Source organism: Flavobacterium litorale, assembly GCF_019613795.1.
Classification (GTDB): Bacteria; Bacteroidota; Bacteroidia; order Flavobacteriales; family Flavobacteriaceae; genus Flavobacterium; species Flavobacterium litorale.
Window position 1 is genome coordinate 2048998 of sequence record NZ_CP080429.1, and the last position, 17494, is coordinate 2066491.

Sequence of the window (17494 nt, forward strand, 5' to 3'; positions counted from 1 at the left end):
ATACTATTAAAAGTAAAATCGCCTGGAAAATTGATTTTCCAGACGATTTTGGGTATTTAAAAGCGGATGTAATTAAAAGGGAATTATTGGAAAATGATTTTTTTGCTTACAGTACCTTTATCTGTAGTTATGTTTACAATAAGTACCTGTTGTTGTGCCTGTAAGTTGTTAATAACAAACTCTGATGCATTGATGCCCGACTGTGTAAATAATACGCTACCACGTATATCGTAAATGGTAACATCGGCTATATCTAGGTTTTTAGCACTAATTGTTATTACATTGTTTTTAGCAAATACAATAACATTGTTAGTATCCAATTCAAAATCAGGATTACTAAGTGCTACGTAATTGTATGTAATTACAAAACGGTCGTTTATTTGTCCAGCTTCTGTGGTAAACATATAGTCAATATCCCAAAGGTCTACCGTTTCTCCAGTAACATTATCCGTAAGGAATATATCTTGTCCGTCTAAAAATAATCCGTCAGTATGGTCTAGGCTAATGGTATACGTACCTGCTTCGGTAGCGTTGTACCCTAAGGCTACTACGTCTGCATCAGTAAATGCTGCTCTTGCCTGTATTGCCAAGCTAGTTTCGTTGGCAGTAGAGTAGAAGTTTAGTGTACCATCGCTTAATAGTGCTTTACCATCCCATCCGTAATCAATACCATTGGTTGTAGCATTGCTATATGCTATTGCCGTTTGGCTAAAATCGCCAAGATCGCTTGTCATGTTCAGCCAAATACGCGATATATCAATTGCATTAGTAGTACTATTTTCTTCCGTCATTCTAAAAAACTGTCCGTTGTTTACGTTGTTTCTCATACTATTGTTAAACGTAAGAGTGCTACCCGAAGCTTGTACAATGAAACCTTGCCCAGAGTTGATAACCCATGTTGAAGGATCGCCTGTAAATGTTCCTGAGCCTGTATCGCCAAATCCGCCTGCTTGGCTATTTGCGGTATAAGCTGCTTTGGTAACAGTTGCATATGTAGTTGCATTGGAATCGTTACGTTTTCTCCAGAAATATAATGCTGACGATTCGTTTAGTGTACCTGTATTGGCATCGTAAAAATTATGGATGTTTATTGGCGATGGGTAAGGGTTACCTACTAGGTTGTATCCGTTAAGGGCTGTAGACATTGCTACGTTTATAGTACCATTGTGTGGTGTACCTCGGTACATACCTGTCCAAACTGTACCAGGAGTATCTGCATCTACAAATTCAGGATGATCGTTAGGCATACGGATAAGGTAGCCTAAGCCTTCTCCAAAATTGGTTGTGTTAGGGTCTATTGCCGCATACAAATCTGTAGTTTCATCGTAGTTATAAAAACGGTTAGAAAGTGTCATTGGAGAGAATTCCTGCAAGTTCTGACCACGTACTGGCGATGACCATAATGAGTAATCTAAGCGGTATAGCGGTGAACTGGTTTTATAAACGCTTATATCGCCTGTGTTTGTTGCATTATTAACCTGAATAACGTTGGCATTATTTTCTACAATAAAACTATTGGCAGTGCTATTGTTAACAATTGCATTAGCAATGGTTATAGATGTGCCTTCTGCTACTGTAAATACGCCGCTGTTAACTGTAACTGATCTGACATTAAGTTCACCATCATCGGTAGTATTATAATCGCCATCAATAGTAACATCAATATTATTATCTACTACTATCGGAGTACCGTTGGGGTAAGCAGCAGGAGTCCATTCAGTACCATTCCACATTACATCTTCAGTTAATGTAGTAACCGATGTTGTATTGGAGTTCTCTGATGTACTGGTACTACTATAGGCTCTTACTCTGTAATAGTACGTAGTAAAGTCATTCAATCCTGTAATATCGTAATAGGTTATGTTACCAACATCTAGTCCGTTATAGCCCTCAATAAACGATGGGGTAAGCCCTCCATCAAATGTATGGCTACCAAGGTCTGAAACCATATCCTGCTCATATCCCGTCCACTCCGTAACAAATGTAGGAAAACCTATACTTGAATTACCATCTGCTGCACCTCCAGTATCAGGATTGGTTGTTACACCGCCCAGTACACTTGCATTTCTTCTTATAGTTCTATCTCTTGTTCGTAAATCTCCACCTGAATCCCAGCTTGAACCAGGATCATATCCTATTGCCCCTATAATGTCTACAAACGATGCTGTACTTATTTTATATAATGCAATGGCATCATCACCATTAAAATTCATTACACTAATTTCTCCTGTTATTTGGTTGGCTCCACCGTATATTACAGCAGAACTGTTTCGGATTACTATTACCTCACCATCGTTAATTGTACCCGATAATGTTTGGATTTCGCTATCTGAAATTTCATCAAAATTATCACCATTATTGTATTTCCTTACTTGGTAGTCTGATAAATCGACTGCTGCACCCGTACCATTAAAAATTTCTAGGTATTTATTATTACTACTTCCTTCTACATATTCCGAGAAAAACAAATCGGTAGCTACTACACCTGTACCAAACTCTTCAGATTCACTTACATCTAAATAGTAACCTTCGGCACCATTTACACTATCCCAGTTTGCCGTAAAGCCACTTGTTGTAATTTCGCTGGCACTTGTTGTTATAGGAGCATCCAGTTGTAATGTTGTAAAACTATCTTGTGTACCGTATAGTGTACCTGTACCATCTGTTAAGTAGGCTTTAAAATAGTATGTTGTTTCTGCTTGGAGATTTGATATTACTACTGAAAAATCAGAATCAGCAATATTATTTCCTGCTATTTGCGTACCTGTACCTTCGGCAAAACCATCTGTAGTACTGTACTCTATACCGTATGCTGAAATGGCACTACATCCGCCAGATGTTGCTTGCCCAGCTACGGTTGCTGTTGTTGCTGTAATGGTTGTAGCGGTGTCTGTTGTTATTGTACCGGGTGTATTAATACCATTACCTGTTGCAGGTACATCTAATGTTGTAGTGCTGCTACCTTGCCCAGAAATTGTAATATTACCATCGTAATTTATAGTATCGGTGGGCGAAAAGCGTACGTATACCGTTACAGCACCGCCGTTGTAGTTGGTAATGGTTAGTGTACTTTCGTATGTTCCTCCATCTGTAAGCGAGTAACTATAGCCATTAAGAGCGGCTACTGTTATATTGGAGTTTGCATTTAAGTTTTCGCCTGTAATAGTAAACGACCCATTGCCACTACTGGTTATACATACATCACCAAAATCTAACGATGCACTATTTAGTGTAAAAAATGGTGCTGTTGCCGATAGTGTTGTTGCTTCAGCAGTTGTACTAAAACCTGTTTCAGTACCCTCGGTATTTCGAGCTTTTACATCTACTGTATACTCGGTATTTTCCGTAAGATTATTTACGGTTACTATACCCCATTGGGCTGCTGTTTGCCATACTTCTGTTCCTGTTAGTTCACCCGATGCATTTACATACGATGCACTGTTTACACGTATTGCGTATTCGGTTGTGTTACTATTACCATTTTCGTCTAATGTAATATCAAAAGCATCGGCTAATATATTGTCTATTGTGGGTGTTCCTGGCGTAAGGGCTCTGGTATAAAAGCTGTACTCCGTACCGTAGGCTGTTCCTGCAGTATTGGTGGCATACGCCCTGTAGTAATATTGTGTGTTTGCTGTTAAACCAGTTATATTGCTAACAAAAGTACCTGTTGCAGTACTGGTACCATCGGTAGTTTTTGTAGTTAAATCAACAGTTGGTGCTGTAGCTGTATTCCAAACCAAACCACGCATTGTATCATCATCACCAGTTACTGTTACTTCGCCACCACCTGTAGCGCCTTCGGTGGTTATATCAGCTAGCACAATTTCAGTTGTTGTTACTTCAGGTAGGCTAGCAGCATCGCCCCAGTTTATTTCAACATTATCGAGTGCAATACCATCTCGACTTCCTGAACCAGTAGAGGAATAGTACCATCGTAAATATACTGTTGAAGCGGTATTATCTAGCCCTGAGATACTAATTTCATCGTAATTTGTTATTGTACCTTGTGCTATACTTCCTGATTGATACGAACCATCGGTAACATTTGTGAATCCCGATGTAGCACTTGTTGTACTAATCTGTAAATTAAAAGAGCAATCTCTAGTTCGTTCTCTAATTTTTATTACATCGTAGGATATTGTTAAGTTGGTTTTACCTGTAGTATTATCTAGTGCTAGTACAATACTACCGGGATCGAAACTAGAACCAGAACCTAAAAGACCAATTCTGGAGCCGTAGTTGTAATTTCTTCCTGAACTACTGTTTGAGCTACCTCCTGACATTGAACTATCTTGATTGTTACCATTGTAGGATGTCCAGCCAGAGGGGTAAGAACTACCGTTACTACCAGGTGTTGTATTAAAGTCTTGTGTATAAGGAGCTGTGTCTGGTAACGACACGGGCGTTTGCGCCCAAATGGCACAAGTAACCATAAGCATTACTGTAGTAAAAATTACAGGTAATTTTTTTGGGAAAAATTTCATCATAGTTTATTTAGTTAATATTTGGATACTTTAAGGACTTCATTTTTTTAGCTGCCTACAAAGTTTCTACTCTTATATTAACTAATGGTATTTTATATGTGAAAAGACCATTACTATAATGTTAACTACTTGATTATAAGAAAATTCCGCTAAAAAATAGCGAAATTTAAAAATTTGATGATATTGTAAAGAATTTATTATTTTATGATTGAAATATTCTATTTTAACAAAATACGGAAAGATTTTATTTGATTATTATGACTTACATTTAAGATGTAAATCCCAGATTTATTTTCTGTTATGTCTATAATGTTATCTACAGCACTACTTTTTACCTGTTGCCCTAACATGTTGTATACAGTATAGGTAAAATTTTTATGTTGTGTGTTGTTTACGTAAATAGTTCCCGTAGTAATGGTGGGGTAAACAATTAGTGTTTTAGTGGTAAAACTGTCACTACTAAGTAGCCATGCATCATTAGCGTTAGGACCTCCCCATATTATAGTGGCTAGGTAAGGGTTATCTATAAAAGGGTTTCTGTTTCCTTGCATATCATCCAACACATCATTTCTGTTAATTTCGTACTGGCTCACAGGGTCTTCGCTGTTCCATTCCAAAAAAATATCGGGCATATCGTTACTGTAACTTGTACTGCCTGACCCAACAACTGTAGGTAAACATTGTGAGTTATAGCGTACATACATGTACATCATCATGCGGGCAATATCGCCTTTCCACTCATCACCAGGGTAAAAGTACCCGCCATTTACTGTACCCGCATCGCCAGCACCTTCTGCAAATCGTTTATTGCTTCTTAAATTATTCATGAAATAATCTGCTGAGCGTAAACTGTGTGCATCAGATCCTGCACCACTGAATCCTAAATTCGGATTTCCTAACGATCTTGGGTACACATGTTCTCTAATCCACTTGCCTTCACAACTGGTATTATGGCAACTTAAATCCTTATCTCTAGTCCTATCATTATCAGGGTCATCATCAGTATCATCATAACCGTACACCAATAAAACATTCTCAGTATTTTCAGGGTCAAGGTCACCCAATTTCAGGGCTTCCCAAACCTCTGGTGTATAAGAGAGATTATTGGTGTGTGTAGCTGTAATTAACGTTGCCAATTCTTCTTTTAAGGCATCGCCTGTTAGGCTAAAATTAATACTGTTATAATATTCGGGTACTTGCCCGAAACAACAAAATGGTAATAGTAAAAGACTTAATAGTTTATTCATTTCTAGTTTTATCTTAAAAGCGAGAAGTGTGCTTTAAATTCCTTATTTGTTCCATCTGACGATTCGTACGTAAGTGTAAACCAGTAATCAGTAGCTGGTAATTGTTTACCGTTATATGTACCGTCCCAACCTAGCTGACCTGGTATTACTGATGTAATAGCCTTACCGTATCGGTCGTAAATATAAATTACAGTATTTTGTCCAGTTAATCCGTTAATATTCCATGTTTCGTGCGTGCCATCACCGTTAGGGCTAAAGAAACGCGGATAATTTAAAGCGTATACCTCTAGTACTATAGGCTCACATCCGTTTTTATCGTTAACTATTATGGTATATAAACCTTCGGTTATGTTGGTAAATACATTTTCGTCTTGGAAAGCACCTCCGTTGAGGCTAAACTCATAATCGCCCGAGCCGCCAGTTACATTAACTGTAATAGTTTGTTGGTAATTAAAATCGGTAGCTACTTTTGCCGTAGCTATTGCTGTAGAAGATACACCTACTGTTGTAGTGGTAGTACCAATACATCCTGTTGTTAGGTTGGTAGCTTCTACACTGTACGTGCCAGGCTCATCTACTACTATAAATCCTGATAGGAAAGGTAATACAGTATCTTCTTTTTTCCAAATAAAGCTATAGTTACTTATTGATAGTCCGCTGTTTAGTACAATACTTTCATACGTTTCTGTTTCGGTATCTTGGCATAAATAATACTGTTCTTCCAGCGTTGGTACAGGTAATGGGTTTATGGTAACAGTTGTTGTAGCAGCGTCTGTACATACTGTACCTACCGTGTAACTTATTGTTACGGTGCCTGCTTTTATGCTTGTTACTAAACCAGTATCATCTACAGTTGCAATATTCTCGTTACTGCTTAACCATATACCGTTTTCGACCTCGTTTTCCAACTGTGTTGTTTCTCCTTCGCAAATTGCAGTAGTACCTGTATTTATACCAGGGTCGGGTGCTGGAGCTGGTGGAGCATCTACCGTTACAATTCCAGAAGTTGCAGTACATCCTTCTGCATTTCGTACTGTTATCGTATAATCGCCAGGCGTAACATTGGGAAAGGTAGTATTTGCCTGATAGTCCACCCCGCCGTTTATACTATAGCTAAAATTAGCACCAAACGGACTTGTTACAACTATTTTTCCAGTATCGCTATCACAATCTGTTTGTGTAATAGATACTGTTGGAATAGTAGGTAAATCAGGTTGTGGTTGTACTGTTCTGGTTACAGGTAACGATGTGCATCCATCTGTATTTTGTACGGTTATAGTATATGTACCTGGTACAACATCGGTAAATGTAGTTTCTGTTTGGTAGTTTTCGCCATCAATACTATAAGTAAATTCCGCTCCTAGTGGTGCAGTAACCTCTATGCTTCCCGTTGGTGTGGTACAATCGGGGTTAGTAATAGTAACTGTAGCAAAATCGGGTACTGCTGGTGCATCATTTATTGTAAATGGGGTAGGAGTATCGGCAATACATCCTGCTGCATTTTTTACGTATGCTAGATAATCTCCAGGTGCTAGATTGAAGAATGTAGTTGACGATTGATAATCGCTACCATTTATACTGTATGTATATCCTACACCAAGCGGAAATGTTATGGTTGCTGCTCCTGCTGTACTATTACATTCGGGTTGGCTTGCTGTAACTACAGCATCCTCAGGTGTATTTGGCGAAGGGTTAATAGTTATATTTACAGGATTGGATGTACATCCGCCTACTGTGTTGCGTACTATTAACTGATATGTGTCAGGAGTGAGGTTGTTGTATACTAATGCGTTACTATAACTAGCACCGTTATTAATACTGTACTCTAAATTTGTTCCTAATGGGGCAGTTATAGTAATTGAACCTACTGCCGATGTACATGTTGGGTTAGTACTTGTATAAGTAGCTGCCGCAGGTACAATAGGAGCAGGGTTAATAGTTACTGCTTGTGGATTTTCGGACACACAACCTGATGCGTTTTTAACCAATACGCTATAATTGCCAGGTGTTACGTTAACAAAGTTAGTTACGTTTTGGTAGGTGTCGCCACCGTTTATACTATAGGTTAAACCTGCACCCAATGGTGCGTTAATAGTAATTATTCCTAAAGGGTTATTACAGTTAGGTTGTGTAACTGTTATTGCAGCATCTGCTGGTAGTGTTGGTGCAGCATCAATTGTTACTGCAATGGGTGCAGAGGTACAACCATTAATATCCTGAATAGTTAAAACGTAACTATTAGGCACTAAACCTGTAAATATTGGCGATGATTGATATGCGCCTCCTATACTATAGGTATAATCAGGGTTTGTAGATGTAACCGTTATTGTTCCCGTAGTATCATTACACCCTAAAGGTGTTACCGTATATGTAGCGGCTGCTAGTGTAGGGGCATCATCTACAGTTGCCGTAACAGCGTTTGATGTACACCCATCAGCATTTTGAACAACTACGCTATAATCTCCAGGTGCTAGTACTGAAAACACATTAGATGCTTGGTAATCAACTCCGTTATTAATACTATACATAAGTCCTGCACCTGTTGGGGAGTCTATAGTTATCGTTCCCGTAGGCTCAGTACAAGTAGGCTGAATGTAGCTTACTGTAGCATCGGCAGGCGCAGTAGGCACAGGATTTACAGTTGCTGTAATAGGGTTCGATATACACCCATCAGCATTCTGTACAAGCACCGTATAGTTACCAGATGCTTGTCCAGTAAATACGTTGGATGCCTGATAATCTGTACCATTATTAATGCTGTATGTAAGTCCTTCGCCTGTAGGCGAATCTATAGTAATAGTCCCTGTAGGCTCAGTACAAGTAGGCTGAATGTAGCTTACTACAGCATTGGCAGGCACAGTAGGAGTAGGGTTTACAGTTGCTGTAACAGGGTTCGATATACACCCATCAGCATTCTGCACCAGTACCGTATAGTTACCAGGTGCTTGTCCAGTGAATACGTTTGATGCCTGATAATCGGCACCATTATTAATACTGTATGTAAGTCCTGCACCTGTAGGCGAATTTATAGTAATAGTCCCCGTAGCTTCTGTACAAGTAGGCTGAATATAATTTACCACAGCATTAGCAGGTATAGTAGGGGCGGGGTTAATAACAATATTCTCTGTAACCGATGTGCATCCGTCTGCATTTTTTGTAGTAATGTTATATGTTCCTGCTGGTACTGTAAATATGGTACTGGTTTGGAAATCCATGCCGTTAATACTATATTCTAATCCTGCACCTGTAGGAGAAGTAACTTCAATAGTTCCGTTTGGCTCGGTACACGTTGGTTGTGTTACTGTTGTTGTAGCTGTTGCTGGTGCGTTAGGTATAGTGTTAATTGTTGCTACAGTAATTTCTGAAATGCAACCAGAATTATCTTCAACAGTAACGTTATAATTTCCTGCTGCAAGCCCGTTAAATATTGGTGATGATTGATATGCGCCACCTATGCTATAGGTAAACCCTGCACCTGCAGGTGCTGTAACTTCTATTTGTGCTACAGTACCCTCACAATCTGGTTGGGTTGTAGTAACGGTAGGTGCAGCTAATGGCACTGTTGGGGTAGTTGTTTGTACCGTGTATGTAGAGCAAATTTCGCAATCGGATATAAATGTAGCTGTAACTATTTCGGATGAGCAAGTTTCTGAAAGTATTACTACCGAATTATCTGCATTTTGCGATGTTACTAATGCAGCAGGCTCCCAAAGCCAACTACCTCCTGTAGTAGGCGTGCCTATAATGGTTGCAGTAGTACCTACTACATTTATGGTAGGATTAGTAATAACTTCTTCTACTTTAACAGAGTGAAGGCGTATTTTATACTCATCGCCTGCTATCATTGCAGGGGCTAACATGTACGGGAAAAACCATAGTTTACTATAATTATTGTTAGCAGTAAAAGTATAGGTGTAATCTGTTATGGTTTGGTCTGTAGCGTGCCAATTGGCAATAGTTTGATTTCCTGTAGGCGTTGGTGTTGGCGTAAATGCCCCATTACTTGCCTGAATGTAAAAGTTTGCATCGGGATTAACGTAGCCAAGTGTACCAGGAATATTCTCATTTATAAGGCTAATACATATTCTATATTCCTTACCCGATTCGAAATTATAACAGGTATATGTACCTTCTCCGTTACCAGCGTACGACCACATCCATATTGATGAAGTACCACTAGTGGGTGAACCATGCGAAGTGTACCAACTCCCTTTTGCTGCCAGATTATCATCTGATGATGGAGGAAAATCGTTAGTTAAATTAGGATTTTCAATACAATCTGGAGCACTATTTTGATTAATTACTGCTGTTTCTGGGGCAGAAATACAACCTAAAGTTTGCACTGTTACTTGGTAGGTTCCTGCTGCAACATTCTCAAAAATCGGATTGGTTTGGTAGTTTACACCATCTATACTGTAGGTGTATGCTGCACCAAGCGGAGAAAGCACAAATATTCTTCCACCAGCTTCGCAGGTAGGTTGGGTAATATTTAGGGTACCTAATACAGGAGCGTCAGGCACATTGTTTATCACAATATTTCCTGTAACCGATATACATCCGCCACCATCTTGTGTGGTAATAGTGTATGTACCAGGTGCCAGATTACTAAAAGTTGTTGTACTAAAATAGCTTATACCATCTAAACTATACGTGTATTGTGCTCCAAGTGGTGCGGTAACCTCTATAGTACCTGTAGTAACATCGCATGTAGGTTGTGTAACTGTTGTAGTTGCTGCGGGTAATGCTGCAAATGGGTTTATTACAATATCGGGTGTTACAGAGGTACAACCTATAGCATTCATGGTAGTTATGTTATAGGTAGCAGGAGCCAGCCCTGTAAAGTTAACATCTGTCTGGAAATCTATCCCATTAATACTATAACTAAACCCTGTACCTGTGGGGGCATCTACTGTAATAGTTCCGTTTGGTTCGGTACACGTAGGTTGCGTAACCGTTGTGGTAGCTACATCGGGTGCTCCAGCTTCGCTTACCGTTATTGTAACAGGCGTACTTACGCAGTTAGATAAATTTCTTGCTGTAACAGTATAGTCGCCTGCTGGTAAATCGTTAAATGTATTCGCAAATTGGTAATCAATGCCATTAATACTATACGATATACCAAATGCTACGGGCGACGTAATTGTTATTGTTCCTGTATCTGCTGTACAGCTCGATGGTGTAGCTGTACCTACAACAGGTGTTGGTGCTTCGGTTACGTTAAGCTGTGCTGCATTACTTACCAAATCGCAATTAGATGATGTAATTTCGCAATAGTATTGGTTACCATCAAAACCAAACGGAACTCCTGTAATTGTTAATGTGTTAGTTGTAGCACCAGTATAATTAGTATCGTTGGTTACATTTATCCAGTTTCCTGAGCTATTTAAAACCCGCCATTGGTAACTGTAGCCTGTACCTGTTAATGATACTGAGAAGATTGCTGTTTCGTTTTCACAAATACTTTCTGTTGCGGGGTGTGTTATATCGGGTACATTACCACTACTAGGGTCTGCCGTATGCGAGCCCAAATCGCCACAGTCGTTACTTGTAACTGTCCAATCGCCTGAACTATAAGTAGCTGTTGGCGCATCAGCATTGGCATTTCTAATTACAGTATAGCCTATAAAGTTTGGCGCGCGTGCTACATCTATTATAACCCCATTTTTTTTGAGTTTGAATTCATCATTTGCATTGATACCATTACCAATGTTATCGTCGAATGAATTTGGACAACCAGTTGGCGATGAGGTAGAACTACTAACAAGATAGGTAGAGTAGGGTGCTATAGACCCTGCTAATGTAACTATGTACCCAGTACTAGGTGATGGGTCTCCAATATTGCCGTATCTTTCTAAAACGTATTGACCACCTAAATTTACTGTGTTACCAGAAGGGTTATAAAGCTCAATAACTCCAAAGCTTCCACCATTATTATCGTATATTTCAGAGATGTAGATGTCGCTTTGACATTCGGAGGTAATAATATTAAAGTTACCTGTAACTGTTTCAGTACATCCTGAACCCGTTACTTCGATGTTTCCAGCGGTAACACCATTGGGAACTAAGGCAATCATTTCTGTATCCGATAAGGCTGCAAATGTTGCAGTAATACCATCAAATGTAACGCCAGTAGCATCGTTAAACCCTGTACCTGTAAAGGTTACTAATGTGTTTTCGGGTCCTGTAGTAGGGGAAAAGGTTGTAACATCTAATGCGCAAGGTGGTGCTAAATCGGTAATGGAACCATTAAGTGTAAAATCGTCTATTACCAAGCTACCGCTTCCTGTAGCCGAGTTATTAAAGCGTACTATAACAGTTACTGTTCCTGTTAGTCCAGTTACGGGGTTAAGTACGGGAGTAGTACCTGTATTAGCCCCTGTTATGGGTGCAGAACCGTTGCCTACCGCAATACCATTTATGGTCATGCTCCATGTTTGTGCTGCCGATGGTGTTCTTCTTCTCCAAAAATTAAAAGAGGTAATTTCGAGTTCTTTTCCTGCTGCTATATCAAACGTAAGTGTAAATTCGGTAAATATAGAAGTAGCAGCTGTTGGTGAAGTTGCACTTAATGCAATACTACTTGAGGAGCCGTTTACATTGAGCCAAGCACCTGTGTTGTTAGTCCATGACGAACCTGAGAGATTAGCATTGAGTATGGAGGGTGTTCCTGTATATGGGTTTGCTGTTATAGGGGTGTTACCAAAGTTGTGTTGGTAGATTTGTGCTGAAACATTTAACGAAACTACTAGTGAAAAAAAAAACAACAACATTGTTTTTTTTCTAATTAACATATTGGTTTTCAATAGCATTTTTGGATTTATTTAGTACATTTTTAACAGCACAAAGCTATTGTATATTTGCGTTTGAATTATTACCAAAACATTATTTAACATCGAATTTAATGTAAATAAAACATTACGTAACCATTTAAAAAAAGTAAAGCCGCTTTTTAAAGCGACTTTACTTACAAATTATGAATATGAGGTTTCTAGATATATTTTAATTTTCTTCTCTGTTTACATATACCCAACCCGTGTGTGAATCGTTGTTGGTTTCAATCATATAGAAATACGTTCCCGTTGGTACTTCGTCACCATCATTGGTCTGACCTTCCCATTCGTTTCTGTAATTATTTCGGCTATATATCTCTTTTCCGTAGCGGTTGTATATAACTACTTTTTGTGCGTTAAGCCCCGTAAGGTCAAAAGTATCATTTCTGTTATCGTTATTTGGCGATATACCTTTTGGTATTGAGCAATATGTAGTAACTACTTCAAAACTGTAGCTAACAATACACCCTTTATCTGTAGTAATGGTTACCGAAAAGTTTAATGGATAGTCACCAGCATTAATACTGTTATTTAGTACGTACTGCGAAACATTAAAAGTGCTCTGGTTACTACCTACTTCTTCATTATCTGTATTAAACCATGTGTACGAAGCCGTACTAGCATCAAACGAATTGTTTAAAGCTTCTACTTCTAGTACGTAATTCTGACCGAAAGTAGTGTCTGTACAACCTTCAATAGTTGTTGCTACAGGCGTATCAGGTAGGTCGTTTACAATAATAGTATCAGTTACCGATGTACATCCATTACTGCTTCTTACTGTAATGGTATAGGTACCAGATGTTACTGTAAAGAATCTTGTATCTTGAAATGTTGTGCCATCAATACTGTACTTAATGTTTGCGCCTATAGGAGCAGTAACCTCTATAACACCGTTGGTTGTTGTACATGTTGGTTGTGTTACCGTAGTAGTTGCAATTTCAGGTACATCGGGTGCGTTGTTTATAACAATACTTGCTGTTTCCGAAATACAGTTCCCCTCATTTCTTACGGTAACGATATAAACGCCTTCCGCTACAGTAAATGTTGGTGCATCCTGGAAATCTATACCATTTATGCTGTACTGTAGGTTATTGCCTAATGGTGCAGTAATTTCTATAATTCCTTCTGGTATTGTACAGTTTGGTTGTGTTACTATTACGGAAGCAACATCTGGTGTGCCTGGTGCTGGATTTACAATAATACCTTCTGAGATAGAGGTACAACCATCGTTATTTCGTACAGTAACATTATATGTACCTGCTGGAACTGTAAACGTTGTTGCTGCTTGGAAGTCTGTACCGTTAATACTGTACTCTAAATCTGCACCTAGCGGAGTAGTAACCTCTATAGTTCCGCTTGGTGTTGTACAGTCACCTTGTGTAACTGTTACAGTAGCTGGTGCTGGACCATCTGGAACAGGGTTTATAACAATATTTCCAGTTACTGATATACATGCACTTGCATTTCTTACGGTAACATTGTATGTTCCTGCTGGAACTGTAAACGTTGTTCCTGCTTGGAAGTCTGTACCGTTAATACTGTACTCTAAATCGGCACCTATTGGAGCAGTAATCTCAATAGTTCCGTTTGGCTCGGTACATGTTGGCTGTGTTAGTGTTGTTGTTGCTACGGCAGGAGCATCTGGTACTGGGTTAATAACGATGTTTCCAGTTACTGATGTACATCCTGCTGAGTTTTGTACTGTAACGTTATATGTACCTGGCGCCACTGTAAATGTGGTTCCTAATTGGAAGTCTACACCATTGATACTATAAAACATTACATCGGCTATCGGAGCAGTAACCTCAATAGTTCCGTTAGGCTCGGTACACGTAGGTTGTGTTACAGTTGTTGTAGCTATGGCTGGTGCATTTGGCGCGCTATCAATAACAATATCTCCAGTTACCGATGTACATCCATCAGCATTCATTACAGTTATGTTATATGTACCTGCAGCAGCAGTAAATGTAGTTCCTGTTTGGAAGTCTGTACCGTTAATACTGTACTCTAGAGCTGCACCTATTGGAGCAGTTATTTCAATAGTTCCGTTTGTTTCGGTACATGTTGGTTGTGTTAGGGTAGTAGTTGCTATGGCTGGTGCATTTGGCACTGGGTTAATAACGATGTCTCCAGTTACCGATGTACAACTATCAGCATTTTGTACCGTAACATTATAGGTACCTGATGCTACTGTAAATGTAGTTTCAGTCTGGAAATCAATACCGTTAATGCTGTATTCCAAATTGGCACCTAGTGGAGCAGTAACTTCAATAGTTCCATTTGGTTCCGTACATGTTGGCTGCGTTAGGGTAGTGGTTGCTACAGCAGGAGCATCTGGTGCATTATTTATAATTATATCTCCAGTTACTGATGTACATCCGTTAGTATTTAAAACAGTAACGTTGTACGTACCTGCCGGAACTGTAAAGCTAGTTCCTGCTTGGAAGTCTACACCATTAATACTATACTCTAAGCCTAAAGGTGCTGTTATTTGAATAGTACCATTTGGCTCGGTACATGTAGGTTGCGTTATAGTTGTTGTTGCTATAGCTGGTGCATCTGGAACAGGGTCTATTGTAATATCTGCAGTTACCGATGTACACCCATCAGCATTTTGTACTGTAATGTTATAGGTGCCTGATGCTACTGTAAATGCAGTTTCAGTTTGGAAATCGGTACCGTTAATGCTATACTCCAAATCGGCACCTAGTGGGGCAGTAACCTCGATAGTTCCGTTTGGCTCTGCACATGTAGGTTGTGTTACCGTTGTAGTTGCTACAGCAGGATCGTCGGGTGCATCGTTTATAATAATATTTGTGGTGGTAGAAACACAGCCTTCAGTATTTTGTACCGTAACATTGTATGTTCCTGGCGCTACTGTAAATGTAGTTTCCGCTTGGAAGTCCAAGCCGTTAACGCTATATTCTAAATCGGCACCTAGTGGAGCGGTAATCTCAATAGTTCCGTTTGGTTCCGTACAGGTGGGTTGTGTTACTGTTGTAGTTGCAAATGCTGGTGCGTCTGGTATTGGATCTATCGTTGCAGGTATTGTAGAAATACATCCTGCTGATGATTGTACGTATATGGTATAATCTCCAGGTGCGAGATTACTAAAGGTATTCGTTGCGCTGTAAATAATTCCGTCAAGGCTATACGTAAGGTCGTTACCTACAGCAGGTGTCGCTTCTATAGAGCCTATTGGTACTGAGCAAGTAGGTTGTGTTTCTACTACAATGGCTATAGGTAGGGGCGAAACAGTAAGCTGTGCAGCATTGCTAATGAGTGTACAACTAGCAGATGTTATTTCGCAGTAGTATTGTGTAATATCTAAATCAATATCGGCATTAGTTATGGATAGTGTATTGGTTGTGGCACCCGAAAATTGAGCGTTGTCTACAATATTTGCCCAGTTTCCGAATTCATCAATTGTTTTCCACTGGTAGGTAAAACCAGTATCATTACTTACCTCCACAGTAAACGAAGCATCTTCTGCCTCACATATACTTTCACTCGAGGGATGTGTCGATATGGTAGATGTTATTACTGCACTATGCATGCCTAAATCATCACAACTATTACCAGAAAAACTCCAGTCGCTATTATTGTATATTGAATTGGGTGCGGTAGCATCAGCATCTCTAATTACTGTGTATCCCGTGTTGTTAGGAGCCCTCGCGATATCAATAATAGCTCCATTCTTTTTCAGTTTAAATTCGTCGTTAGCATTAATACCTTGACCAATACTTGCATCAAAAGGTATAGGACACCCTATAACTCCTGTACCATAACTTCGTACTATATAGGTGGAGTTTGCTTGAATACTCCCTGGTAATGTTAAAGTAGCAGTTGGGGCACCGCCTACATCTCCAGCTCTTTCGAGTGTGTATTGCCCTCCAAAAACTATTTCACTATCTGTAGGGTTGTAAAGTTCTATAACACCATAGCTACCAGGTGTATGATCGTAAAGTTCGGATATAAATACCTCTGGCAATGCTCCTGTAGGAGGGCAGTTTGAATTTAAAAAGGTGTAAACAGGCGTATCCGCTTCGCAACCGTCAGTAGTAACTGTAATTACTCCAGATGTTGCCATTGGTGGTGCTAATACTTTTATTTCGGTATCTGATACTACGGTAAAACCTGACGATTCTACACCGTTAAAAAATACTGATGTTGTCCCTGCACCTGCCTCAAAACCACTACCAATAATGGTAACTACTGTTTCTGTAGGCCCCGTTGTAGGTGCTATGCTTGTTATTGTAGGCGGAGTACAAGGTTCTGTAATTGTTCCGTTAATTTCAAAATTATCAAGTGTAAACGTACCAGGTGCACCAAATGCATCGTTTAACGTAATTACCACGTTAACTGTTCCTGTTAATCCTACTACGGGGTTTAATACGTTGGTTTCGCCTATACTTAGTCCTATTATTGGTATGGCACCGTTACCAACAGCAATATCATTAATCGTCATCGACCAGTTTTGTGCTCCTGTTGCCGACCTTACTCTCCAAAAATTGAAAGATGTTACATCGAGTTGTTTCCCAGCAGCAACATCAAAAGTTAATGTTAGTGTTGATCCTGCTGTTGCATTACCATGCCCTAAACCTTGTCCTGTTTCGCCAGTATAGCTTGTCCAAAGTCCAATATTGTTTGTCCAGCTACTGTTTAAAATATCAGCATCGACTATTGTTGGAGTAGCCGTATACGGATAACTTGTTATGGGTGTTGTACCAAAATCGTGTTGGTATACCTGTGCATTTGTGCTGAGGTACAGAAACATACAAAGTATTGGTAACAATCCTGTGGGGGTTAAACGAGTAATGATTTTTTTCATAGATGAGGTTTTAGTTATTTTTTTGCTAAAATGTCGCGCAAAGTACGCTTTAATTTTGTGAATTTGTAAACTCCGATTTTAATAAAAGGTTATGGGGTA

General features: G+C 39.4%; 4 protein-coding genes. All 4 read right to left on the reverse strand.

Translation table 11 applies throughout. The features are described 5' to 3' along the window. Window positions 1-83: 83 nt before the first annotated feature. Window positions 84-4490 carry a RemA C-terminal-like gliding motility protein gene (locus tag K1I41_RS09325; protein WP_220640084.1) on the reverse strand — a complete coding sequence of 1469 codons (4407 nt, stop codon included), beginning with the start codon at window positions 4488-4490 and terminating at the stop codon, window positions 84-86. 215 nt (window positions 4491-4705) lie between these two features. Continuing rightward, window positions 4706-5734 (reverse strand): endonuclease, encoded by a 1029-nt coding sequence (locus K1I41_RS09330; RefSeq protein ID WP_220640085.1) that lies wholly within the window; start codon window positions 5732-5734, stop codon window positions 4706-4708. Window positions 5735-5742: 8 nt separating this feature from the next. Beyond that, a complete protein-coding gene (locus K1I41_RS09335) occupies window positions 5743-12498 on the reverse strand; it encodes a T9SS type B sorting domain-containing protein (protein WP_220640086.1) in 6756 nt (2251 codons plus the stop codon). Between the two features lie 235 nt (window positions 12499-12733). Next, window positions 12734-17395 carry a T9SS type B sorting domain-containing protein gene (locus K1I41_RS09340; RefSeq protein WP_220640087.1) on the reverse strand — a complete coding sequence of 1554 codons (4662 nt, stop codon included), beginning with the start codon at window positions 17393-17395 and terminating at the stop codon, window positions 12734-12736. Window positions 17396-17494: the final 99 nt, after the last annotated feature.